Genomic DNA, 24,553 nt, shown 5'->3' with positions numbered 1-24,553 from the left:
GGCCAGGCGGAGAAATCCAGCCTGGCCCTTTTTATGGGATAAATCAGACGCTTAAGCGCCTAGCCAAGGTGCTAGAGCTTTTCTTATTAAGCACCTAGCGTTTTAATTTTTTCAGCAGCAGCTGCTGTCTGGCTGACATACGCTGCGATGGTCTGGTTATCGTCATTCAAGGTTTCGATCGTGGCGTTCATTTCTTCCAGGCCTGCTGTTGCCTGTTCGATAATGGCTGCAAGCTCACGTGTGGAGGCTTCGACATCGCCTGACTGATTTTTAACATCACTGACTGTCAATTCGAATTGGCCGAATTGGTTCGTCAGCTCACGCAATGTACTGCTTACTTCTGCGAAGAATCCGGAAACCTCTTCAACAGCGGAACGGCTTTCGGTCAGTTTTTCGCTGCTGTCGTTCATTTTTTCCAGAGCAGCGGAGTTCGTCTCATTTACAGAAGTAAGGTTCTCGGTAATCTGGATGGCTGTTTCTTTCGTCATTTCCGCCAGTTTGCGGATTTCATTGGCTACAACTGAGAACCCCTTGCCGGCTTCTCCAGCGCGTGCTGCTTCGATTGAAGCGTTCAAAGCGAGCAGATTGGTTTGCTCGGTGATATTCCGGATGTTGACGATGAAGCCATTCGTTTCTTCGATTTTCTTCGTCAGCATGGAGAATGTCTGGCTCAATTCGGAAATAGAAGAAGCAAGGTCCTTCATGTCACCTTGAAGCTCGACAATTTTCACTGAGCCGCTTTCAGACGCCTTGGCTGCCTGTAAAGTATTGTCTGAGAGCAGGACGGACATATCGGACATTTCATCCATTCTCTGCTTTGTCATTTCTGCATTTTCGGAAATTTGGTTGATCTGTTCCGTCTGCACCTGGCTTCCGGCAGAGATTTCATTTACAGCGATTTTCATTTCTGTTTGTGAAGATAGATGTGTCTGGATTTGATCATTGATTTTGCCAAGGCTTTCAGTAACGACTAGAAGTTCACCATGCAGCAATGCACTATGCTGTTCTTTACGGACTTTTTCAGTTTCTGAATCCGCCAGGAAGGTCTCCAGCGATTTAAATGCAGCTTTGTTCAAACGGATCAAGACGAACAGCACTGCGCCGATTAAAACATAACAAAGTAAAATTGCGGTGAAGGTACTGCTTAAAAAGTCCTGGTTCTCTGTCGCCAGCATGGTGTTCATGACAACGGCAACAAGTCCGAGGCTGTACCCGGTAACAAAGATTTTAATATCAAAATGAATGGCTGAAAAAACGGCCAGGAACAAGAGGACGAGCAAGAAGGCCCCGTTGCCTCCGAACATTCCGATATAGAAGAAGTGGTGGATGAAAATAGCACCAATAGCGGCATAAGGGAAAAAGGACTCCTTCTTAAGCCAGAGCTGGAAAATCAGGAAGAACAGTACAAAAAATGATAATTCGCTTACATAAACCATTGTTTTGATAAATGGTTCCTTTTCAATAATTGTATAGGCAGATGTCGCAACCAAGGATACTGAATAAGTACTGAGCATCAAGATATTCTTCTTTCTCGTATCCTGCTTGCGGAGATTTTGAATTGCCTCCACGAAATAGCCTCCTTAGATTGTCTTTTAAATTGTTGCTTATATTATATCGGCATAAAAAAACTGAATTTTTATTGTTTATGAAAATTTATTTTTCGTGCCCATCACTTAAGATTTTTGAAAACATGTCGAAATAAAAAGAGATATTATGACAGTTAAAACTAAAGACAGAAATAGAAGTATAGCAGACAGGGGAGTCGTACATGGATAAGTCGTCGATCATTGGTGTCATATTAGCGATCATTGCGGTAGGAGTGGGGATGGTGTTCAAGGGTGTCAGCCCGAGTGCCCTTGCCAATCCGGCAGCGATCTTGATTATATTGGTGGGTACGGTTGCGGCGGTAACAATTGCCTTTCCCGCAAAAGAACTGAAGAAAGTACCGAAGCTTTTCAAAATTCTATTCAAGGAGCAGGAAAGCGCTGATTTACCCTCTCTGATCCGCCTGTTTTCTGACTGGGCCCAGCTAGCCCGAAAAGAGGGGCTGCTTGCTCTTGAAGCGAAAACAAGTGAAATCGATGATGAATTTCTAAAGAATGGATTATCATTGGCTGTCGATGGCCAGAGCGCTGATTACATCCGTGATGTTTTAACAGAAGAAGTGGAAGCGATGGAGGAACGCCACCTTTCTGGGGCGGCCATCTTTACGCAGGCTGGTACATATGCACCGACACTTGGTGTTCTTGGAGCGGTAGTTGGCTTGATTGCGGCGCTAAGCCATATGGATAATACTGATGAGCTGGGCAGAGCAATTAGTGCGGCATTCGTCGCTACATTATTGGGGATTTTCACTGGTTACGTATTGTGGCATCCATTCGCCAATAAATTAAAGCGTAAATCAAAGCAAGAAGCACAAGTAAAATACATGATGATAGAAGGAATTCTCTCCATCCTTGAAGGGGAAGCACCAAGAGTGATCGAGCAAAAGCTTGCTTCTTACTTGCCAGCTGGCGAACGGAAGATGATCCTTGAGGAAAGCGGCGTGGCGAAGGATGAGTAGGAGAAGGAAGAAGAAGCACCACGAAGATCATATGGACGAATCCTGGCTGATCCCGTATGCAGATTTGCTCACCCTTCTTCTGGCACTATTCATCGTTTTGTTTGCGATGAGCTCGGTCGATGCCGTCAAATTCCAACAGCTTTCAAAGGCATTCAATGATGTATTTTCCGGAGGGACAGGAGTTTTTGAATTCCAGAGTCCGATGCCGGAAGGCCAGATGGAATCGCCTGATGAACGCAAGGAAGATGTTGAAAAGAATGACGAGGAAAAGGCCGATGCAGCCAAAGATCAGATGGAGCTTCTCGCAATCCAGCAGAAGGTCAACTCTTATATAGAAGATAAAAAGCTGACAGATAAACTGGATACAAAGCTTACGGATGAGGGATTGCTGTTGACGATCCGCGACAATGTCCTGTTTGAATCGGGCAGGGCAGAAGTACGTAATACAGATGTCAACATTGCCAATGAAATTGCCGACTTGCTGGTCATGGAGCCTCCGCGGAATATCATCATCAGCGGTCACACTGATAATGTGCCAATCAGGACCGCAAGATATGAATCGAACTGGGAACTGAGCGTCATGAGGGCGGTCGAATTCATGAAAATCATCTTGAAAAATGAACAGCTTGACCCGCGCTGGTTCAGCGCAAAAGGATTTGGTGAATTCCAGCCAGTCGCTACGAACGACACAGCAGAAGGCAAGGCAAGGAACCGCCGGGTAGAAATTCTGATCCTTCCGCGGACAAGCAATAATCCAGGACAATAAACGATGGACCGCTGCCAATGAGATTTGGCGGCGGTTTATTTATTTTTCATAGGGTATTTTCATAATTTTGGATATTTGCTATGATTTAATAATCTAAAATTACGAGGTAAACCAAAATGAATAAACTTAAAAACTATTACCGGCAATTCCATCCGATTGTATGGGTACTGCTGAGCGGGACTGTTCTTGCAAGGGGTTCAGCGTTTGCCACACTGCCATTCCTTGCCATCTATCTTTCAAGGAATCTTGATTTGCACCCTGTATTGATCGGATTGACAATCGGAATCAGCCCATTATCAGGAGTGGTGGGTGGTTTTCTGGGCGGCCATTTATCTGACAAATTTGGACGCAAGCCAGTCATGCTCGGTTCATTGTTTTCGATGTCGCTCGTCTATTTCGGCTTTATGATCGCAGAGACACCAGGCTGGTTCATCATTCTGAATGCATTGAATGGTTTGAGCGGATCATTTTTCGAACCGACCGGCCAGGCGCTGATTGCCGACCTGACAGAAAAAAGCAAGCGGATGAGAGCATTCTCTCTGAGGTATACGGCGATCAATATCGGAGCTTCGGTCGGACCATTGCTGGGCGCCTATCTCGCAGTGGTTTCTGCTAAATCTGCTTTTATGGTAACAGGAATCATGTATTTCATTTATGTATTGATTTTGGCCCTGATGATGAAGAAATACAACCTGGGCAATCAGGTAGTTGGAGGGACCAGTAAAGTAACGATCGCCAGCTCACTGAAAATCATTGGCAAAGATAAAGCATTAAGGTATTTGATTCTAGGAACTATCATCATTAATTTTGGCTATTCCCAAATGGAATCAAATATCCCGCAATATCTCGAGTCTTCGATTGCGAACGGAGTATTCGTTTATTCCGTGATGTTGTCCATCAATGCAGTCATGGTCGTCTTGCTGCAGATGCCGATCAGCCACTTTGCAGAAAGATTCAAGACGATGCAGGTGATGATGGCCGGTGCCGTCTTCCTGTCAGCGGGCATGTTGGCATTCGGGTTTGTAACCGGATGGTACACAGGCATATTGGCCATTGTCTTTATCACAATAGGGGAAATTCTCATCTTCCCATCAAGCAGCTATCTCGTCGATCAGCTCGCAACAGATGAGCTGCGGGGAACCTATTTCGGAGCCGCACAGTTCAGGAAAATCGGTCATTTTCTAGGCCCGATTGCAGGAGGTTATCTATTGAATGAAGCAGGAGGAACCGTGTTATTCTCGTTCATCGCCCTGGCAGTCCTAGGTAGTATCCTATTCTTCATTCAGGGAAACAAAATATTTGTAAAAACAGCACCGACAGTTGTTAAAGGATGAGAAAAAAGCAAGATTCCACGAGGAATCTTGCTTTTTTTGTGCAGGTTCGCCTGAATGATAGGTATGATTGCCACGGAAAATTAAGTTGAGGATGAAATGGGTGGATTATGATTCTTTTTTTAAAAAAAGTGAGGTGTACAAAGTAAAAAGAAATTAATATAGCGACTTTATTTTTTATATAGCGAGTTTTGCAATTTTATAGCGACTTTTTCATTTATATAGCGAGAATTTACTTTTTATAGCGACTTTCTCATTTTTATAGCGAAATGGTAATTGTCTGTAATAATTACCACCAATATGTAAAAAGGAAGCCGCGGTCATTACTCGGCTTCCTGCTCTGGTGTATCAGGCTGACACATCTTATCGATGCCGAAACCGATTACGAGCATCATCGCGATGGGAATGGAGAAGTTTAATAGATGAACAATGGTCATGTCCAAGTCCTCCCTTAACCTTAATAAGGTTTGCATATTAATAACATTATATTGGATTTGTCACAAAATAGACACAATTACTTTTGATTATTCTGAAAACTTAACAAATTTAATGAGTTTTCCCCTATTTACACAGTAAATTCCATCGCTAACTTCAACGTTTCCCAACAAATATTTCAAGGTTTCCTCACATTTTTTTGCTAATTTAAAAAGAGACTATTGCCGGGAGGAGGCAGCTGTATGTGGAGGCTGAAAAAGCCATTTGCCATCATTTTCTTTTTGCTTTTATTATTCATTTCTATGAATGCCTTTGCTGAGGAGTTCAAAGTTGAGCACGGCCAATCAATCCAGAGAGCTGTCGAAGGTGCCAGAAATGGGGATACCATCCTTGTCGCTCCTGGAGTATATAAAGAAAGTTTAGTAATCAATAAGGAAGTTTCGATAAAAGGAGAAGAGGGGACCATCATTGATGGCGGTGGAAATGGGAATGTCATCATGGTCACGGCTTCAAATGTGGTGATCGAAGGAATCACGATTCAGAATAGCGGCTCTGGTCAAGAGGACAGCGGAATCTACATTAAAAAAGCTGACCGAAATGTAATTCAGAACAATATATTAAAAAATGTCCAGAACGGAATTTATATAGGTAACAGCAATGAAAATCAGCTGCTGGGAAACAGCATTACAAGCAATGAATCTCATTTTTCCAAGCGTGGGAATGGCATCCATATGTTCAAGGGTGGCGGCCATTTGCTGAAAGAAAATAAGGTTGTCAATGTCCAGGATGGTTTTTATTTTGATTTTACCCAAGGCATCAAGGTGCTTGATAATCACATCAGTGAATCACGCTATGGCATGCACTTTATGTTCAGTGAAGGAATTCTAGCTGAGAGGAACCATGTCGAAAAAAATGTGACAGGGTTCATGGTGATGGATTCGGTTGGCATAGATTTTATTGAAAACAAAGTGACGGACCACTTTCACTTCCGTGGTTACGGTATCTTGATTTATGAAACAAAAGACGTACTCGTAGAAGGAAATAAAATTCTTCGGAATAGCACCGGTCTGTCTCTGGAAGATGGGGTTGATACTCAAGTCAACAGGAATCAGATTGCCGCCAATCAAGTCGGCCTGGAATTCGTGGGCAAGAACGAAAATAACGCGTTTTCAGAAAACAATTTTATCGGAAATGTCGTTCAATCAAAGATTTCAGGGGAGGACATGAGGCTCGATGATGGAGTGAAGGGAAATTACTGGGATGATTACAGCAGTTTTGACCTTTCAGGTGATGGAGTGGGAGAAGAAGCATACAAGGCAGGTTCACTGTACGATCGCCTTTTGCGGAGGCAGCCGTACTGGCAATTCTTTTTTGAAAGTCCATCAATCAAGCTGTGGACAAAGGCTGAAGCATTGTTTCCTTCATTTGGGACAGCCGATGTGTTTGATGCCCGCCCGCTGGTCGAACCAGTAGACATGCTTCAGGAAGCTGAACAGCGCAGCGAGGACCGGATGATACCGGGCGTAATAGGCATGCTGTTCATTTTGTTATCGATATTTGTCATTGTGAAAGGAAGAAAGCTGTCATGATTAAAAAACTTGGAGCTCTATTGCTAATGTCGGTCGCGTTGATAACGGGCTGCCAAAACAGCACAATGGAACCAGAGGAAATCAACCCAGAAATTGATGTGTGCGAGGTGTGCAATATGGGTCTTGCCCATGAGCACTTTGCCACCGAGATCGTCACTGCGGATGGTGAAGTATATAAATTTGATGATATAGGCTGTATGGATGAATTCGTGGAGATGGCGCCAGAACTCAAGGAAGAAAATGCTGCAAAACAATACGTCCGTGATGTGGATACAGGAGAATGGGTCGAGCTAGAAAAAGCCTTCCATGCTTACCACCCTGATTTCTGGACACCAATGGCAAATGGTGTTGTCAGCTTCAAGGATAAAGAGAGCGCTGAGAAGTACGTAAAAGAACAAGGAATAGGCGAAGTGCTGGATTATGAGTCATTAAAGAAACATGAGTGGAGCTGGGAGCAATGAGGCACATCGCGAGGCAGCAAATGACCTTGATGATGAGAAGCCATTGGCTAGCCGGATTTGGCTTATTGTTCTCATCCCTGGCCGTGATGGTCGCGTTCCTTGGCAACACCGGAGGGACCGGGTTTGATGGGTTTAACAGAATGACGGCCAGCTTGTTGAATATAAACTTGCTGCTGATTCCCTTGCTGTCATTGCTGATCGGCAGCTTGTTTCTGTCTGGTGAAAAGGAAGATCGCGGGCTAATGCTGCTAATGACCTATCCGCTTTCGCCGTGGACCGTTATCCTTGGAAAGTATGCAGGACTGTTTGCTGCCATCTGGTCTGTTTTGACGTTTGGCTATGGTGCAGCATTGCTCGTCATTTTCTTCGTCGGCGGAGGAGTCTCTGTTTCCTTGCTGATATTATTTTATCTGTATTCGATCCTGCTCTCGGCGATTTTCCTGTCGCTGGCTATGATGATTGGCATAATCGCCAAGACGCGATTCCAGGCACTGGGCATAAGCCTGATTGTCTGGGCTTTCCTTGTGCTTTTCTATGAATTTATCATTATGGGATTAAGCATGTTCCTGATGAAGCAATGGCTGCTGCCAATGCTGACTGTGTCCATCTTTCTGAATCCGGTGGAGTTAATCCGCGTCCAGTCGATCCTTTCGCTGGACGGAGCTTCAGTATTTGGGCCGCGATTATATGATTTAACGATCTGGGCAGATGGCTGGACAGGAAGAATGATGTTTATTCTGGCTGTTTTGCTCTGGATGGTACTGCCAGTCCTATACACTGTGTACAGGACGAAACGGGGGGTTGGTGATGAATAGCAAAGAATGGATCAGGATTGAAGGGTTGGCCAAGCATTATAGTGAAACGAAAAGGATTAATGACATAACCTTTACCATTGAAAAGCCCGAAATCTTTGCTCTCTGCGGCGGCAATGGAGCGGGGAAGAGTACGTTGATCAAGATGCTCACAGGAATGATGAAACCGACTGCTGGCAAGGTCTTGATGGACGGCCAGGTCATCGACCCGCAAAAACAGGACTTCAAGAACCTATTTTCCTATATGCCGGATGAAATGCTCTTTCCTCGCCAGCTGACAGGTTTGGAAGTTTTGATTTTTTTTGCGAGATTACGAGGAATAAATAATGAGAAAGTAATCGCAACCCTGCAGCAGGTTGGGCTATATGATGTGAAAAACATGCAGATCAAACAATACTCTAAAGGAATGCAGCAGCGGCTTTCATTGGCACAGGCACTGTTGCCGGATGTTCCGCTGCGAATCCTCGATGAACCAACCAATGGACTGGATCCATTATGGGTTTACCGGTTTAAGGAAATTGTCCAGGAAGAGAAGAAGCAGGGCAGGACGATTTTCTTTACTACCCATATCCTTAGTCTTGTTGAGGAATTGGCAGACAGGGCAGCGTTCATGCAGGAGGGGCAATTGCAGTATTGTGATTCAGTATCATCACTGGTTCAAAAAGAGGGTGTCTATACGCCGCTCGAAAAAGTGTTCTTTCATAGTTCATGACAATCTTTACTACTATGTGAAAAATCCCGGTGCTGATTTCTGCACCGGGATTTTATTATTAGGCTCTGTTTAACTAGACTGTTGATTTTCGTTCCAGGCGCTTCGCTTTCCGCGGGACTGGCGCTGAGCCTCCTCGTCGCTTTGCTCCTGCGGGGTCTCATCTGACCAGCTAAGCCCGCAGGAAATTGAGTTACTTCCTCGAACCTGCCCACGCACGATGAATATGCGTTAGCATTTTCGGAGGAGTCTACGCGCATTCCACTGCAATCAACAGGGTTGTAAACAACATTTTGCATTAACAGAGCCTATTATTAAGTATAATTTCACAACTTAATGGCCACTTTCCTCTTCACTGTCGCCATCCATATTACTATCCTTATCCATGCTATCGTTGTTCATCTTCATTTTTTTCATATAGCGTTCTTTTGCGATTTGGTCGATTTGCTCCCATGTTGCGGTAGCAGGGTTCTTGCCGTTGTTTTCTGAAATGAATTTTTCGGCACTTTCTGAGTCCTTGAAGAATGCGTAGCCGTATTTCATAGGTGTTTTAAGATCTGCTTTTACTGGAGTAGCGGAGTCGGCGTCAATCCATTCAGATGTAATGTAATCACGCACCCACTTTTCCTCGAATTCCACATCATCACGCCGTGCGATATTCAACAGACATCCGGAGTCGTCAAAGAATACATACTCGCCGTCTTTCGTTTTAGCCTGGGCTGTAAATACACCCATTGGGTCAGCTTCATCGTATACTTTCATATTGCAGAAGGCACAAACATCTTCGGCACCAGGCTCATGAGGGCCATCACCATGATCGTGATCATTCTCCTCGTGCTTAACTTCTGTTGCCGCAGTCTCCTGTTCATCTTTCTGTTCGTTTTCAGCCGCTTCATCTCCGCAAGCAGAAACAATGATCATTAATAAGAATGCTATCATGACAGCAAATAGTTTCTTCATTCCATTCTCCTCCTTTGATCGAATTTAATCCTATCAAGGAGTTGTGATTAAAATGCGAAAAATCAATGGGGAAAACGTGAGAAGTACATTGTTTTTATGAATATTTTGTGACAGATTTCTGGCACCGTAAATATGCCAGGTCACAGTGCATGGGGGAGTGACTATGTATTTTGTCGGCTCAAAAAAAGATAAGCGGTAATATCGTGAAATATTTGGTCTAAAGAGCGATTTTAATTTGTATTTTAGTATATAAGCTTACTGTTTATTCCTGCTTTGAAACTTCATGAAATCCACATAATAAGCAAAGTCCTCTTTGCTTATTCCATTTTTTATGGCTTCATCAACGAGTCCAGCCCATTCCTCATCAACAGGCTTCAGGAAAGCTTTCGTATTTTGTTGTCCCATCAAATACTCAACACTTGTATCTAGATTGTCTGCGAGCCGGGAAAGCACCTGAAGTGAGGGATTACCCTGTATTCCCCTTTCAATGTAACTGAGATAGGATTTGGATACATTCGCTTTTTCAGAGAGCTCACTAATTGAATACTTCTTCTTCAGCCTTAAGTTTTTAATTTTTTCGCCAACCGTCATATGGCAATCTCCTTTAAATTCATCTATTAATTCATTATAACGAACAAATTAGTTCTTTTAAAAATACAAGAAACTGAGATAAACAGAGTATTTTCTTAAAAAAGAACGATTTTTGTTCTTTTTTAAGAAAATTCGCCATATTTTAGACTTTTTCAAGATTGGTACAAATGAACTATACTTCAGTGGAATGAGGTAGTAAGCCACTTAAAAAGGAGGCAGGATGTCGTGTACAGAAAGAATTGTGATCGTTGCAATCGTCCTTCGTTTAGCAGCAGTGAGGCAGGAGAATGGATCTGCCCGATTTGCGGGAATGATTTAACGAGATATCCATTTTTTAATGCCATCAGTCTTGAAAAAGTGGCCATTATGTCGGACTGGAAAAAGCAAAAGTACAAAAAAATGGCCAACCCTTGAGTTTATGGGGGTAAAAAATTAAAAAGAGTTCAACAATTAGAGATATTATTTGACAAAAAATCTTATCTAAATCATTGTAATTTTCAGAAAAATACTCTTTCTTGCTATGATTTTGTAATCATTTGGAAGAAAAAAGAAAAAAACCTTCTATTGCAGGCGACAAATACTTACATGTTAAATATATAGAACACGGTACAATGACATTGGGACTTAAAAGTGAGTAAAAAGGTACAGAAAAAGGCAAACTTGTTGAAAAACTAGGACGCAAAGTCACGGATCTAAGGTGCAATGTACTATGATGGCCGGGCTGCCTGGAATACTAACTGTATTTTGGGGGGAAGAACTTGATTAAAGAGCAGGTAGTTTTCGAAGAACTGGATACAGAATGGATGCAGCTTATAATGGAAGCATTAGAAATGGGAATTAACAAAGAAGAAATCAGGGAGTTTTTAACGCAGACGAAAAATAGCTGAGGAATTTATACATAGAGATTAGAAGTGCAATCGGGCAGCTCTTATGGAGGTGCTTTTTATTTTGCACAAAAAAGGACAGCCATCTAAGCTGTCCTGGATATCATTTATTATGAAGTCGCCATTTATTGAATTCAAGAAATTCCTTGAATTGATCCTTTGTGATCCCCGAATCCATTGCTTCTTTTACAAGATTGACCCAATCTGAATCCATGTTTTCTTTATCGGGTTGTTCATGAATGAGATGGTCCACTGGCACATTCAGTACTCCAGCGATCTTTTCTAAGAATTGTATTGAAGGATTTGTCTGAAGATTTCGCTCGAGTGAGCTCAAATATGATTTTGCCACGCCAGCTTGTTCTGCCAATTCGGATAAGGACATTCGTTTCTCTTGTCGAAGTTTTTTGACGCGTTCACCAATCACTGTTATCCACACACCTTATCAATTTATAGTTATATCATAACAAATCTGATAAAATAGTTCCATATTAAGAACACCTTATAGAACAATTATAACCAACACCAAGATTTTTTGGTTCACTTTTAGAAAAAAACTTATTGGGAAAAAACTCGCAGCTTTTATATCGGCGATTGTATTTGAAGTTGTAGATGATTTTATGAAGTTTTTTTGAAAAAGACAAACACGATTGTCTATTGTATTCAAACGGACTTAAAAAAGGTAAAATGGTAGCAATCAGACAAGGTACGGTGATGTATTATGCAAAAAAAATATTTATTAATCTATGAAGAAATTGCGAAACAGATCCAGGAAGGAAATTATCCAGCAAAAACGATTTTGCCATCTGAAAATGAATTTGCGGATATGTATCAAACCTCGAGGGAAACCATCCGCAAAGCACTGAATCTGCTTGCCCAAAATGGCTTCATCCAAAAAATCCGCGGCAAAGGTTCACTTGTCCTCGATTTGAAACGGCATCAGTTTCCGATCACCGGATTGATTAGTTTTAAAGAACTGGCAGAGAATATGGGTGGAAAGGCGAAAACGACAGTGGAGGATTTCACTCTCGAGCTGGCCGGCCAGGAAATCGCCAGGGAATTGAATGTTGGTAATGATGAAAAGGTCTGGAAGGTAAAAAGAGTCCGGCATATTGATGAAGAACGAGTGATCCTCGATAAGGATTATCTGGTAGAAAGGCATGTGCTAGGACTGTCCCGCCAGAAATGCGAGAACTCGATATTCGAGTATATTGAAGGGCAGCTTGAGAAGAAAATCAGTTTTGCGAAGAAAGAATTCACAGTGGAGGAACCAAGCGCAGAGGACCGAGAGCTACTTGACATGGAAGGGTTCCATGCAATCGTCATCGTGAAAAATTATATTCATTTTGATGATGCCACCCTATTCCAATATACTGAGTCCAGGCACCGCCCTGACAAGTTCCGATTCGTGGACTTTGCAAGACGTATGGATACACAGTCTATATAAAAAAGAAGCTGCCATTATGGATGCCGGATGAACCAGGCAATATCATGGCAGCTTTTATTTATTTAATTTCCGCCCGTTGCTCATCAAAAGACGCCTCGTTTTTCTGATGAAATACTCCAGTTCCAGGAAGACTCTATGCTCTTCCGGTTTAATGCTTCGGATACTTCCCGACGAGATGGATGGCACTGATGATCCTTTTATTGATCCAGGATCTGTTCTCTTGGGTATTAAGCTGCTCATAGACCATCTTTCGGCCGTCTTCTGTCGTGACATAGTGACTTGGAAGAGTGTTCAGGCTGATGGCGATGATGTCGTTCCGGCATTTCTGGCAACTGCAGAAAGTCTGGTAATCCGGGCTCAGCATCAGCACATTGACAAGAGTCGAAACGACCTCTTCCATTACGTTGACATAACTAAAATTCATGATGCCTCTCTCCCTATTGATGTCCTAAGTTAAATTATAGTTGAATGACGGAAATATAAAATGTTTTTTTTATCATCGTTATAAGATGGGTCTAATTACATGTGTTTATACAAAAATATGGAAGTGTCAACAAGATGTTTCATCAGGAGCAGACAGGGAATTTTAATTAGGGGTAGAATTTTACACACAAAAGGAGATGTTGATTCTATGGGTAAAAAAATTGCCTGTTTAATAACCGATCTATTTGAAGATGTGGAATATCTAGAGCCTTCACGCGCTTTTACAGAAGCTGGGCATGAAGTTATGACAATCGAAAAAGAAAAAGGCAAGACAGTAAAAGGCAAGCAAGGCAAAGCAGAGGTCAAGATTGACGAAAGCATCGACAACGTCAAGCCGGAAGATTTCGATGCACTATTCATCCCTGGTGGGTTCTCACCTGACCAGCTGCGCGGGGATGATCGATTCGTGCAATTCGCCAAGTACTTCATGGATGAGAAGAAACCGGTATTCGCGATTTGCCATGGTCCACAACTATTGTTGACAGCCAAGACGCTCGAAGGCCGAAGCGCAACCGGATACAAATCCATCCGCGTCGACATGGAATATGCCGGAGCGAAATACATGGACAAGGAAGTCGTCGTCTGCTGCAACCAGCTTGTCACAAGCAGAGAACCGAAAGATATTCCGGCGTTCAACCGCGAATCACTTAAAGTGCTGGAAAAATAAAAGTAAGAACCCTTTTGCTGAGGCAGAAGGGTTTTTTACTGTGTGTGCAAACTGGGAAAAAACGAGTGGAATCTCCAATTCGCTATAAAATCGAGAAACTCGCTATAAAAATGGAAAAGTCGCTATATAAACAAGAAACTCGCTATATAAATGAAAAACTCGCTATATAAAAGAAAAACTCGCTATAAAATCAAATACTAGCTGAAAAATCTTTTCGGAGATTTGATTAAGAATCTATTACCCATAAAATAATCGAATGAAAATGGCTGTTTTTCTTTTACCTTGTGATGAACTGGTTCATTTTGAGAAATTTTACGTATAAGATAATATAGAGGATGAAATGAATCAGGGAGATGAAGGAATGATTGTTTTAAAGTCGGCACGAGAGATTGAAAATATGAAGGAAGCTGGAAAATTGCTTGCTTCTGTTCATAAAGAGCTGCGCAAAATGATTAAGCCTGGGGTTACGACCTGGGAAATTGATGAGTTTGTGGAGGCGTATTTGAAAAAGAATGGGGCGACTCCGCAGCAAAAAGGCTACCGGAACTATCAATATGCAACGTGCGCAAGCATCAATGATGAGGTTTGCCACGGTTTTCCCCGAAAAGAGGCTCTCAAGGATGGCGACATTGTGACGATCGACATGGTCGTCAACCTGAACGGGGCTCTTGCCGATTCCGCCTGGAGCTATGCAGTCGGCGATATCAGCGAGCAGTCGCAAAAGCTTATGGAAGTGACAAAAGAGGCATTATATCGTGGCATTGCCGCGTCAGTGCCGGGCAACCGTGTTGGGGATATCGGCCATGCGATCCAGTCCTATGTGGAAGGCGAGGGATTTTCGGTTGTACGTGAATTCATCGGACATGGAATCGGTTCTGTAATCCATGAAAAGCCGGATATTCCGCACTATGGGCTGCCTGGAAAAGGGCCGCGGCTCAAGGAGGGCATGGTGTTCACGATTGAACCAATGGTCAATATCGGAGAGTGGAAAACGAAGATGGATGACAATGGCTGGACTGCAAGAACGGTCGACGGCAAACTGTCTGCCCAGTATGAGCACACGATTGCGATCACAAAGGATGGTCCCGTCATTTTAACAGAACAGGATTAATAACTGCATCGGATGAATAAAAGGTTGGTTGTATTAATAAAAATGCTTCGTATCGAATCATAGTTAGTTACGATTCTGTCAGGACAGAATAAGCATCGGGCTGAACCAAAGTTTGGCCCGACTTTTTTATGCAAGGTGAAAAAAATTTTCATCTTCTGCAAATAAAGATGAAATTTTATTGGTAAGATAAAGTCGTCAGAAAAGGGGGAGGAAATATGGCCAGTGAACTAAATGGACAAAATGTGGTCGTGAAAATTAACGCTATCTACTCATCGCTTTCCTCCAAGGAGAAGGCGGTCGCAGATTACATATTGAAAAACACGCAGGAAATCATCCATCTTTCGATCACCGAGTTTGCGGAGCATGCTTCTGTTGCCGAAGCGACGATTTTCCGCTTTTGCAAAAGGCTTGGATTCAGAGGATATCAAGCTTTCAAAATCGCCCTGGCGAGTGAGCTTGTGGAACCGATCAAGAATATCCATGAAGAAATAAAGGAAGAAGATGAAGTCGTAACCCTTGCGCAAAAAGTGTTCGCCGGACATATTGAAGCGATGAAGGAAACGCTGAATCTATTGGATGCCAAAGTGCTTGAAAACATTATCGATGTTCTGGGAAAGGCTACAAGGATCGATTTTTACGGTTCGGGCGGATCATCGGCGATTGCGCTTGATGCTTACCATAAATTCCTGCGGACAGGCATTCATTGCAATGCCCATAGTGACGGTCATCAGCAAATCATTTCAGCAGCGCTGCTCGGTCCCGGGCAGGCAGCAATCGGTATTTCGCATAGCGGCAGTAATAAAGATGTCATAGAAGCGTTGAAAATTGCAAAAGCTAATGGGGCAGCGACCATCGCGATTACCGGACATTACAAATCACCGCTGTCGAAAGAAGCGGATTTCGTTCTCTATACCACATCACGTGAAACGCTATTCAGGTCCGAAGCCTTAGCTTCAAGGCTGGTCCAGCTTAGTCTAATTGACGTAATTCATGTTGCGGTATCTGTAACGAGACAGGAACAAACGCTAGGGAATCTGCAGAAGATAAGAGAAGCCATTTCGATTAAAAGATTTTAGTTTGTGAAAAATATTTTCATCTAATGGATATACATATGAAAAAATATTTGATACTATCATGTTATAACAAAGCTCTTTTCGTAAAAGTGTTTCTATTAGGTTTTGGAAACCTCCGAAAAGATGCTAACTAAAAGGAGTGCATCGAAGTGAAACTAGGAATGGTTGGCCTTGGTAAAATGGGCTATAACTTGGTATTGAATCTTATGGAAAACGGCCATGAAGTTGTGGCGAACGATATTAATGAAGAAGCAATGCAGAAAATCAAGACAGAGGGTGCCGAGATTGCAGCTGATTATCAGGCAATGGCGGACATGCTGCCAAAGCCGCGCGTGGTTTGGCTGATGATTCCTGCCGGAGAATTGATCGACCAGGTGATCGAGAAGTTCACACCATACTTGGAAGAAGGCGACATCCTGATTGATGGCGGAAACTCCAACTATAAAGATACGTTAAGACGTGCTGAAAAGCTGTCTGCAGCGGGCATCCACTTTATGGATGTGGGAACAAGCGGCGGAATGGAAGGCGCTCGCAATGGTGCCTGCACAATGATCGGCGGCGACGCAGAAGTTTTTGCTCATGTTGAGCCAATCTTCAAGGACATCTCAATCGAAAAAGGCTATCTTTACACAGGAAAGGTCGGAAGCGGCCACTTCTTGAAAATGGTGCACAACGGGATTGAGTACGGAATGATGCAGGCAATCGCTGAAGGCTTTGACATTCTGGAAAAAAGCCCATTCGATTATGACTACAAAGAAGTTTCACGTGTATGGAACCACGGCTCCGTCATCCGCAGCTGGCTGATGGAACTGATGGAAAATGCCTTCTCCAAAGAGCCTAAGCTTGAAAGCATCAAAGGCGTCATGCATTCATCAGGCGAAGGTAAATGGACAGTCGAAACAGCGCTGGACCTGCAAACAGCAGCACCAGTCATCGCACTGTCACTGATGATGCGTTACCGCTCACTTGAAGACGACACGTTCACAGGAAAAGTTGTCGCAGCATTGCGAAACGAATTCGGCGGACATGCTGTCGAAAAGAAATAAGACATGAATCCAGGTTCTCCTCGAATAGAGGGGGACCTTTTTTGTTTTGTATGGATTTATAAATACTTTAAATGTGGATAACTACATGCAGTTTTCTTAATCCAGCTCCAGCGCCTAGCCAGTTTTCATCCCGAGTATCTTCTTCGAGTATCTTGCGAGAAGCGTTAGCTTTGAGCAGCTCGAGACGTTTCGGTCCTGTCAATGAAGTCAAAGAGAGACTTCACTGTCAGGCCCTCCAACGCTTGTCGGGGCTGAACAAGGCGCTTGCGCTTTTTGTTCTTGTTCATAAAATTATCCTTTTTTGCAAGATGGCTACATTGCTTTTTCCGTTATAGTGGAAGTGAATACGGAAAATGGGGGCGCGGAATGTGAAAACAAAGTGGTATTTCTTTTTCCTGACGACAGTTGCCGTTTCGGCGATGATCTATGCTTTTCTGGGAGTGAAAGGGGAAGAGTCTGTTGAAATCGGCGTCCTGATGATTGGCGAAAACCGATATGAGAAATTCACTGGCCTTGGAGAGGGCTTGATGGATCTGGGTTACAACACGAAGAACATCCATTTTACCGTGAAAAATGCACAAGATGATGAAGATTTGATAGATAGGCAAATACATGAGCTGCTTAGTGCGAAACCTGACCTGATTGTGACGCTTGGCGGGATTGAAACATTTCGACTAAAGGAAAAAATGGATGAAGCCAGGATCGAGATTCCGGTTGTTTTTGCCGGACTTGCCGCTCCGAAAGAACTGGGATTGATCAACGATTACAAGTCTCCGGGTGGACTTTTTACCGGAATCAATAATTACCATGCGAGTATCTCCGGCAAGCGTCTTGAGATGCTTACCTCACTTGTGCCCGCTGTTGACAGGGTGCATGTGATTTATGACAGCAAGATTGATGTCAGCAAATTAAGCCTTGATGAGACAAGGAATGCAGCCACTCAATTGGGTGTGGAAATCGCACCTTGTGATGCTTCAAAGGACTGCTTGGATACACTATGGGCATCAGTTGGCAAAAGAGAGGCTATCCTCGTCCTGCCGAGCTTCAGGATTGAGTCACTGACAGATGAAATAGTGAGGCTGACTTCTGAGAAGAAGATTCCGGCCATGGGGCTGTATGACTTTGAAGCGGAAAAAGGACTGTTGGCGAGCTATGGGTCCAGCTTTTACTCGCAAGGATATCAGGCTTCAAGATTCGTCAGCTTGATTTTGCAGGGAAACAAACCGGGGGATTTACCTGTTGAATTGCCAGACGGCATCCGTTTTGTCGTCAACCAGCAGACGAAGGACGCACTTGGAGTCAGCTATAATCAGGATTTGCTGCATATCGCCGACCTGATCCACCCTGAAGTGCAGGGAGGGAGCAAGCGATGAAATATTTGATGGATTTCATGCATTCCCAGACCATCCGCAATAAGGTGCTCGTGTTCGGAGTCGTCATGTCGACAATCCCGTTACTGCTCCTCAGCCTGTACTATTACTCTTTTGTAAAAGCAGACCTGGAAACAAGGATCCTTGAAAAACAGCATCTGGTGCTCGAGAATCTATCGCGGGAAATACAATACGAATTCAGTCAGACATTCCAGCGGATCCATGTCCTTGCTTCTCTGAATCTATTGAATAAAGAACAAAGCGCCCTGTATGACCTCCTGCAGCAAAGCGAATCGATCGAAGAGGTCATCATCGCGGATGAAAAAGGCTTTGTCGAAAGTAGGGTATCCCGTTACGAACTCAATATTGCTGGAAACATGGAACGGTGGTTTACGGACGATATGTGGTTCCAGCTGCAATCGCGTGACAAGGTATATGGCCAGGTGGAATTCAACCAATACGGTCAGCCTGTCATGAAACTGGCAATCCCTTTTTATGAAGACGACAGCAAGAAAGCAATCGGAGTGACTGTCCAGCTTCAAAAAATCATCGGGAAAATTTCTTCGATGCGACAGGATCATTCTTCTTATATTTATTTACTGGATGACAAAGAACGGGTCATCGCCCACCAGGATTACAGCAAACTCTGGCAAAAGCAGACTTCTGGAGGCGAGGATGAACTCGGCGTTACCGCAGAAATCGAGGATTTGGATTGGGTGCTTGTGATGGAGCAGCCGAAAGCAACGGCGTTCGCTCCGATCAACAGGATGCTCCAGAGCGGAATCGGTGCGGTTGCGCTGCTGATTTTAACCGTCAGCCTGATCAGTGTTTGGGCTGGGCTTTATTTTACAAGGCCTATTGTTTCGATTGACCGGGAAATGAACAAATTGAAGCAGGGACGGAAGATCAGCCCGGTGAAAATGAGGCGCACCGATGAGCTTGGAAAATTGGCAGATTCCTTCAACGACATGAGCAAGGAACTGCTCGAAAAATCAAGATTGCTAGAGCAGGAGAAGGAAAGGCTCGATGTGGTGGTGAACGGAATTGGCGCCGGGCTAGCACTTGTGACAAAAGAATACCGTATCACCTGGATGAATCCGATTTTAAAAGGGTGGCTGAACGAGGAACGGCTGACGCTGCCTTGTTACGCGGTGATCGGCGGGGAGAACGCGCCGTGCCTGAACTGCCCGATTACCTGTCCAGACCTAGATAAAATTGCTGACGAGGTCATGAAGTTCAAGGACGGCGCCAATGGCGAGCGGATTTTCAGGCACAGGGTGTTCCCGCTGAATCACGCGATTGAGGAAGAAGGCGAATTCCTCGTCGTGCTCGAGGATATCACCGAGCAAAAACAAATGGAAGAAACGATGATCCAGACGGATAAACTAAGCGCGCTCGGCATCATGGCATCGAGCTTCGCACACGAAGTCAACAATCCGCTGGCGACGATCAATGTGTATGCAGAGGATCTGATTGACAGGATCCAGGCCGGTGATGAGGACCTCGATGAAGAAGAAATGGAGCATTATCTTCGTAAAATTAAGGAAAATACTGAGCGCTGCAAACGGATCACCGGGAACCTGCTTAATTTTTCGCGTAAGAACGATTGGGCAGAAGACAAAATTCGGATTAGGGAAATCATTGAGAACAGCATCAGCCTTGTCGAGCACCAGCTGAAAAAGCAGCGAATCCAGCTAGAGCTCCGTGTCGCGGATAGGCTGCCGCTGATCAGCGGAGACAGCCTGAAGCTGATGCAGGTCATCGTCAATCTGATCAATAACGCAATTGATGCAATGGAAAGCGAAGGTAGACTTATCGTTTCAGCAACTAAGTCTTTCGACGAATCAGTATCAATCAAAGTGACTGACAGCGGTCACGGAATCCCTGCCGAAGCGATGGATAAACTGTTCGACCCGTTTTTCACAACAAAGCCAATCGGCAAAGGAACCGGACTTGGTTTATCCGTTTGTTATGGAATCATCCAGCAATTTGGCGGGACGATTGCAATTGACAGTAAACCTGCAGAAGGGACAACAGTGGAAATCCAGCTGCCGGCAGAGCGTTCGCTGAAAGCGGGGCTTGGTGTGGCAAACTCAGCAGAAGCGAGTGGACAAAGGTTTTCCAAATCAGGTCATGCAGATGTCTACGGAAACACAGTAATAGATACAACGGAGGTGGGCTACGATGTCAGCAACAAGATTGTTGGTCGTTGATGATGAACAGGATTTGCTTGAGCTTTTGGTGAGGAGGCTGAAGCGGAAAGGTTTTGACGTGGACAGCGCAGGAACGGCAGAGGACGCCCTCGAACTCGTGAAAACGAATGAATATGACATCGGCGTGTATGACATCCGCCTTCCCGGTATGGATGGCATTGAGCTGTTAAAAGAAACAAAGAAGATACAGCCTGATATCGAAGTGTTGATCCTGACAGGGCATGGGACGATCGATACCGCGATTGAAGCGATGAAGGTGGGCGCCTTCGATTACATCACCAAGCCTTATAATCTATCAGAGCTGGAACTGACAATTGGCAAGGCTATTGAAAATAAAGCGCTCAAAGAGAAAAATGACTCGATGAAAAAAATCATCGCCCAGCATAATGAATTTCATATTATCGGTGACAGTGCCAATTTTAAAGAAGTGCTCGAGATGACGCGGCGGATTGCTGACAGTGATGTGCCTGTCCTTATTGAGGGCGAGAGCGGCACCGGGAAGGAGCTGTTTGCTAAGGCTCTTCATTATTGGAGCTGCCGTGCTGATGAACCATTCGTACCAGTGAATTCTGGTGCGCTGCCTGAACATCTGTTGGAAAGCGAATTGTTCGGTCATGCCCGCGGTGCTTTTACCGGAGCAAGCCACGAGAAGAAAGGGCTGGTCGAAGCAGCGAAAGGCGGGACGCTGTTTTTGGATGAGCTTGGCGAAATGCCGCTTGCTCTTCAGGTAAAATTGCTGCGTTTCCTCGAGACTGGCGAATTCCGTCGGGTCGGTGATGTCCGCGAGCGCCATGTGACCGTGCGTGTCGTTGCTGCCACGAATCGCGACATGGAAAAAGAAGTCGCCGAAGGACGTTTTCGCGAAGATCTTTATTACCGGCTGAATGTTGTGAAGCTGACGATTCCGCCGCTTCGTGAACGGAAGGGTGATTTGCCCGCGCTGATTGAGCACTTTATTATGAGGACGAAAGACCAGTCGAAGCAGTTGTCGGCGGAAGCTCAGGCCGCGTTAGAGCAATACGATTTTCCGGGAAATGTCCGCGAGCTGAGCCATCTGATTGAACGCGGCGTCCTGCTATCGAAGGGAAGCTTGATAGAAGCGGATGATTTGCTTTTGCCGAAACAGGTAGCAGTTACTGATGCTCCCGTTGGTGTGGCAACCAAGCTCTGCTCTCTGGAAGAAGTCGAAAAGGTGCACATCGAAACCGCCTTGAAGCAGATGAACTGGAACAAAACAAAGGCAGCGGACGTGCTCGGCATCAGCGTCCGGAATCTGTATCGGAAAATTGATCAATATGGGTTGAAAGAGTAGTTTGTATGTAGTGAGGCGAACTGGAAAAAAACGAGTGGAATTTCCAGTTCGCCAATAAAATTTGATTTTCGCCAATAAACAGTGAAAAATCGCCAATAAAATAATTTTTTCGCCAATAAAATGAAATTATCGCCAATAAAGTTGTGAACTTCGCCAATAAAAATGTTCACAATTAAATTAGAAGGTGATTTGACTACAAATATCGAATGATTAGGAGAATTATATAGAAGGAGTGAAGCTATTGATAGCGAAGATTCGATCCAATCCAAAAGAAATAAAGATTTATGAGGCCATTATAAGGCGATTACCGGTAAATCATCCACGAAAAGCAGAATTTGAGAGCAGATTATCCAGAAAGCGGGCAGGATACAAAGGTGAAAAAGAATTAGATTACCATATCTCACAAATCGACCACTCAAAATTCACAATCCTTCATGATATCAGAATCCCCTACAATGATACTCATTTCCAAATTGACACTCTATTCATCTCCAATTCCTTCATCATTCCAATTGATTCCAAGTATTATGCCGGGACGCTCGAATTTTACCCGGAATTCAACCAAATGATCCAATATTTAAACGGAATTGAAAAGGTATACCCTGATCCAATCCTCCAGACGAAAATACAAGGACGACAACTCAAAGCCTTCCTAACTAGTCATCAATTTTCCCCACCTCCGTTGGAACCGCTCGTTGCCATCACCAATTCACAAGCCCTGATTAAAAATCCAACTCAAAATAAAGAAGTCAGCCAAAGAGTATTCAAGTCCCCTGGAATCTATTATAAAATCAGCTCGTATTTAGAAAAATATCAAAAGGATGTAATCACAAATCAAGATATAAAGAAAATGGTCAAGCTTCTATTGCGGAAACATACACCATATCTTCCTGACATAAAAGAAATTCCTTTTAGTGAATTCCAGAAAGGGGTGGAGTGTCCAAAATGCCATACAATCGGCATGGAAAGATTTCATGGTCTATGGGGTTGCAAGATATGCGGTCATACATCAAAGAGTGCACATGTTGCCGCATTGAAAGATTTCTTTCTCATCAATGGGCCATCGATTACCAACGCGCAATTCAGTGATTTCCTCAACATTTCCTCCATTCACCAATCAAAAAGGCTGCTTTCGGTGCTGAACCTTGATAGCACCGGATCCACAAAAGGAAGAATCTACACCCCAGGAAAGAACTTTCAGTTGTGGGAATGATCGTTTAATCCAAAAACTACTCATCGAAGTGTACGAGAATCCAACAAACCCAGCTGAAATGTCACATCTCAAAATTGGAACCTCACGCTAAATGTCTCATGCCATTCCTGCACACCATGCTAAAATGTCTCATGCCATTCCTGTACACCATGCCAAAATGTCACATGCCAAAATTGCAACACCATGCCAAAATGTCACATAACGAGCGGCCGAGATCAATCCGAAAATTCGATTTCAGCCGCTTTTTCGCGTTCACAAAAGTGTCACGATTTCCCCAATTCTTACTCCCACAAGCGCTCCACTAGTCCATACACCTAATAATCCACCATGCCAAAAAACTTGGCACGCAGCTTGCATTATAAATAAGCAAGAAAACTAAAAAAGGAAGTGGCGACATGCTATCCAATATTGGCATTCCTGGTTTGATTTTAATCCTGACTTTGGCGTTGATCATCTTCGGTCCGAAAAAGCTGCCTGAAATCGGCAGGGCGTTCGGTCAGACGCTGAAGGAATTCAAGAAATCGACTCGTGAGCTGACAAGTGATATTACCGATGATATCGCGGATGACATCAAGGAAATCAAAAAAGAAATCTAAACGCAAAAAAAGAGGTGAGTGAAAATGGGTCTTTTTTCAAATGAGAAAAAGGTGGATTACGATAAAATCGTCGACAAGATGCTGCCAGATGCCAAGAAGGAAATGGATGAATCCCAGTATGACACAGAGCTTGGCCTGAATATGGCGCGCGATGCCAGGAAGGTTATCAGCGGCAAACTGAAAATTGAAGACTTCCATAAAGTCTATTCTTCATCACTGACAAAGGAATTCGGCAACTACTACGCTTCAGCTGATGGCCCGGATATCAGGAAGGGTGACGGGCCTAAATGGGCGATGGTCATCGACCTGAAGAAGTGCGTCGGCTGTGATACATGTACGGTCAGCTGCAAGGCCGAGAACAGGACGCCGCCGGGAATCTCCTACAACGTCGTCATGGAATCGCTTGAAGGCGAGTTCCCGAATATCAAGGCAGTCAACCTGCCAAGGCCGTGCATGCAGTGTGACAAACCGGCATGTGCCCAGGTTTGCCCGACAAGAGCGACTTATAAAATGGAAAACGGAATTGTCGCGATCGACAATGACCGGTGCATCGGCTGCCGCTACTGCATCGTTGCCTGCCCTTATGGTGCGAGATCCTTCGATTTCGGCGAAAGCTATGAACAGGAAATGCAAGGCGCGAATGATGTAACGAGCCCTGAATACGGCGTCGAACGCGGCAATCGTGAAAAAGGCAAGACGCCGATCGGCACAGTCCGTAAATGCAGCTTCTGCTTCCATCGCCTGCAAAGAGGCGAAGAGCCAGCGTGTGTGGAAACGTGCATTGGCGATGCCCGCTTCTTCGGTGACATCAGCGACCCGAACAGTGTGGTATCGAAGCTTGCTGCAAGTCCAAGAGCATTCCGCCTGAAGGAAGAGCTTGGAACACATCCGAATGTCATTTATCTAAGATAGGAGGGACTGGCG

At 44.2% G+C, this 24,553-nt stretch carries 25 protein-coding genes and 1 riboswitch; of the genes, 19 read left to right on the top strand and 6 right to left on the bottom strand.

Going from position 1 to position 24,553, the window contains the following annotated elements; all coding sequences use genetic code 11:
- Positions 1–86: 86 nt before the first annotated feature.
- Positions 87–1,568, bottom strand: coding sequence for a methyl-accepting chemotaxis protein (locus AB5I83_RS12025; protein WP_448975636.1), 1,482 nt, complete (start codon positions 1,566–1,568; stop codon positions 87–89).
- 200 nt (positions 1,569–1,768) lie between these two features.
- Here AB5I83_RS12025 and motA point away from each other — a divergent pair, with 200 nt between their 5' ends.
- The 7 genes from motA (at position 1,769) to AB5I83_RS11990 (ending at position 8,669) form a co-directional block, all read left to right on the top strand.
- Complete coding sequence (gene motA, locus AB5I83_RS12020; protein WP_448975634.1) at positions 1,769–2,563, top strand: flagellar motor stator protein MotA; 795 nt, start codon at positions 1,769–1,771, stop codon at positions 2,561–2,563.
- Entirely contained in the window at positions 2,556–3,329 is a 774-nt protein-coding gene (gene motB / locus AB5I83_RS12015; RefSeq protein ID WP_448975633.1) for a flagellar motor protein MotB, read from the top strand. Before motA ends, motB begins: the two co-directional genes overlap by 8 nt.
- Positions 3,330–3,445: 116 nt before the next feature.
- Positions 3,446–4,663 carry an MDR family MFS transporter gene (locus tag AB5I83_RS12010; RefSeq protein WP_448975631.1) on the top strand — a complete coding sequence of 406 codons (1,218 nt, stop codon included), beginning with the start codon at positions 3,446–3,448 and terminating at the stop codon, positions 4,661–4,663.
- 674 nt (positions 4,664–5,337) lie between these two features.
- Complete coding sequence (gene nosD / locus AB5I83_RS12005) at positions 5,338–6,684, top strand: nitrous oxide reductase family maturation protein NosD (protein WP_448975629.1); 1,347 nt, start codon at positions 5,338–5,340, stop codon at positions 6,682–6,684.
- The gene (locus tag AB5I83_RS12000; RefSeq protein WP_448975627.1) at positions 6,681–7,145 is read left to right on the top strand and encodes a nitrous oxide reductase accessory protein NosL; all 465 of its coding nucleotides are present in this window, start codon (positions 6,681–6,683) and stop codon (positions 7,143–7,145) included. The genes nosD and AB5I83_RS12000 overlap by 4 nt, the downstream gene beginning before the upstream one ends.
- A complete protein-coding gene (locus AB5I83_RS11995) occupies positions 7,142–7,960 on the top strand; it encodes an ABC transporter permease (RefSeq protein ID WP_448975625.1) in 819 nt (272 codons plus the stop codon). Before AB5I83_RS12000 ends, AB5I83_RS11995 begins: the two co-directional genes overlap by 4 nt.
- Entirely contained in the window at positions 7,953–8,669 is a 717-nt protein-coding gene (locus AB5I83_RS11990) for an ABC transporter ATP-binding protein (RefSeq protein WP_448975623.1), read from the top strand. The genes AB5I83_RS11995 and AB5I83_RS11990 overlap by 8 nt, the downstream gene beginning before the upstream one ends.
- Before the next feature lie 330 nt (positions 8,670–8,999).
- On the opposite strand, the gene AB5I83_RS11985 is transcribed toward AB5I83_RS11990, so the two are convergent.
- Positions 9,000–9,626: a nitrous oxide reductase accessory protein NosL gene (locus AB5I83_RS11985; RefSeq protein ID WP_448975621.1), complete on the bottom strand. Its 627-nt coding sequence runs from the start codon at positions 9,624–9,626 to the stop codon at positions 9,000–9,002.
- 255 nt (positions 9,627–9,881) lie between these two features.
- The gene (locus tag AB5I83_RS11980) at positions 9,882–10,217 is read right to left on the bottom strand and encodes a helix-turn-helix domain-containing protein (protein WP_448975619.1); all 336 of its coding nucleotides are present in this window, start codon (positions 10,215–10,217) and stop codon (positions 9,882–9,884) included.
- A 643-nt stretch (positions 10,218–10,860) separates the two neighbouring features.
- Positions 10,861–10,946, top strand: a riboswitch (cyclic di-GMP riboswitch).
- Between the two features lie 29 nt (positions 10,947–10,975).
- Between AB5I83_RS11980 and AB5I83_RS11975 the strand changes: the two genes are divergently transcribed.
- The gene (locus tag AB5I83_RS11975; protein WP_226645451.1) at positions 10,976–11,104 is read left to right on the top strand and encodes an anti-repressor SinI family protein; all 129 of its coding nucleotides are present in this window, start codon (positions 10,976–10,978) and stop codon (positions 11,102–11,104) included.
- A 100-nt stretch (positions 11,105–11,204) separates the two neighbouring features.
- On the opposite strand, the gene AB5I83_RS11970 is transcribed toward AB5I83_RS11975, so the two are convergent.
- On the bottom strand, positions 11,205–11,525 hold the full coding sequence (locus tag AB5I83_RS11970; RefSeq protein WP_167833254.1) for a helix-turn-helix domain-containing protein: 321 nt from the start codon (positions 11,523–11,525) through the stop codon (positions 11,205–11,207).
- 294 nt (positions 11,526–11,819) lie between these two features.
- Here AB5I83_RS11970 and treR point away from each other — a divergent pair, with 294 nt between their 5' ends.
- Positions 11,820–12,545: a trehalose operon repressor gene (gene treR / locus AB5I83_RS11965; protein ID WP_448975617.1), complete on the top strand. Its 726-nt coding sequence runs from the start codon at positions 11,820–11,822 to the stop codon at positions 12,543–12,545.
- 148 nt (positions 12,546–12,693) lie between these two features.
- Here treR and AB5I83_RS11960 read toward each other — a convergent pair whose 3' ends face one another.
- The gene (locus tag AB5I83_RS11960) at positions 12,694–12,969 is read right to left on the bottom strand and encodes a late competence development ComFB family protein (RefSeq protein WP_167833256.1); all 276 of its coding nucleotides are present in this window, start codon (positions 12,967–12,969) and stop codon (positions 12,694–12,696) included.
- A 207-nt stretch (positions 12,970–13,176) separates the two neighbouring features.
- Here AB5I83_RS11960 and AB5I83_RS11955 point away from each other — a divergent pair, with 207 nt between their 5' ends.
- The 4 genes from AB5I83_RS11955 to gnd all read left to right on the top strand — a co-directional run bounded on the left by AB5I83_RS11955 (position 13,177) and on the right by gnd (position 16,925).
- Complete coding sequence (locus AB5I83_RS11955) at positions 13,177–13,695, top strand: type 1 glutamine amidotransferase domain-containing protein (protein ID WP_448975615.1); 519 nt, start codon at positions 13,177–13,179, stop codon at positions 13,693–13,695.
- A 361-nt stretch (positions 13,696–14,056) separates the two neighbouring features.
- Positions 14,057–14,806, top strand: a complete 750-nt coding sequence (map, locus tag AB5I83_RS11950; protein WP_448975613.1) for a type I methionyl aminopeptidase — start codon at positions 14,057–14,059, stop codon at positions 14,804–14,806.
- A gap of 215 nt (positions 14,807–15,021) precedes the next feature.
- Positions 15,022–15,882 carry a MurR/RpiR family transcriptional regulator gene (locus tag AB5I83_RS11945; protein ID WP_448975611.1) on the top strand — a complete coding sequence of 287 codons (861 nt, stop codon included), beginning with the start codon at positions 15,022–15,024 and terminating at the stop codon, positions 15,880–15,882.
- A 146-nt stretch (positions 15,883–16,028) separates the two neighbouring features.
- The gene (gene gnd, locus AB5I83_RS11940) at positions 16,029–16,925 is read left to right on the top strand and encodes a phosphogluconate dehydrogenase (NAD(+)-dependent, decarboxylating) (protein WP_448975609.1); all 897 of its coding nucleotides are present in this window, start codon (positions 16,029–16,031) and stop codon (positions 16,923–16,925) included.
- 67 nt (positions 16,926–16,992) lie between these two features.
- On the opposite strand, the gene AB5I83_RS11935 is transcribed toward gnd, so the two are convergent.
- Positions 16,993–17,136, bottom strand: a complete 144-nt coding sequence (locus AB5I83_RS11935) for a hypothetical protein (protein WP_448975607.1) — start codon at positions 17,134–17,136, stop codon at positions 16,993–16,995.
- A gap of 157 nt (positions 17,137–17,293) precedes the next feature.
- Between AB5I83_RS11935 and AB5I83_RS11930 the strand changes: the two genes are divergently transcribed.
- The 6 genes from AB5I83_RS11930 to AB5I83_RS11905 all read left to right on the top strand — a co-directional run bounded on the left by AB5I83_RS11930 (position 17,294) and on the right by AB5I83_RS11905 (position 24,541).
- Positions 17,294–18,298: an ABC transporter substrate-binding protein gene (locus AB5I83_RS11930; protein ID WP_448975605.1), complete on the top strand. Its 1,005-nt coding sequence runs from the start codon at positions 17,294–17,296 to the stop codon at positions 18,296–18,298.
- On the top strand, positions 18,295–20,508 hold the full coding sequence (locus AB5I83_RS11925) for an ATP-binding protein (protein WP_448975603.1): 2,214 nt from the start codon (positions 18,295–18,297) through the stop codon (positions 20,506–20,508). The genes AB5I83_RS11930 and AB5I83_RS11925 overlap by 4 nt, the downstream gene beginning before the upstream one ends.
- Positions 20,480–21,820, top strand: a complete 1,341-nt coding sequence (locus AB5I83_RS11920; protein ID WP_448975602.1) for a sigma-54-dependent transcriptional regulator — start codon at positions 20,480–20,482, stop codon at positions 21,818–21,820. The genes AB5I83_RS11925 and AB5I83_RS11920 overlap by 29 nt, the downstream gene beginning before the upstream one ends.
- A 241-nt stretch (positions 21,821–22,061) precedes the next feature.
- Positions 22,062–23,033, top strand: a complete 972-nt coding sequence (locus AB5I83_RS11915) for a nuclease-related domain-containing protein (protein WP_448975600.1) — start codon at positions 22,062–22,064, stop codon at positions 23,031–23,033.
- A 395-nt stretch (positions 23,034–23,428) separates the two neighbouring features.
- A complete protein-coding gene (gene tatA / locus AB5I83_RS11910) occupies positions 23,429–23,629 on the top strand; it encodes a twin-arginine translocase TatA/TatE family subunit (protein ID WP_079505480.1) in 201 nt (66 codons plus the stop codon).
- Positions 23,630–23,653: 24 nt separating this feature from the next.
- The gene (locus tag AB5I83_RS11905; RefSeq protein ID WP_448975598.1) at positions 23,654–24,541 is read left to right on the top strand and encodes a 4Fe-4S dicluster domain-containing protein; all 888 of its coding nucleotides are present in this window, start codon (positions 23,654–23,656) and stop codon (positions 24,539–24,541) included.
- The last annotated feature ends 12 nt before the right edge of the window (positions 24,542–24,553 follow it).

The organism is Mesobacillus sp. LC4 (assembly GCF_053543455.1).
This window is presented reverse-complemented; position numbering and strand designations above follow the sequence as displayed.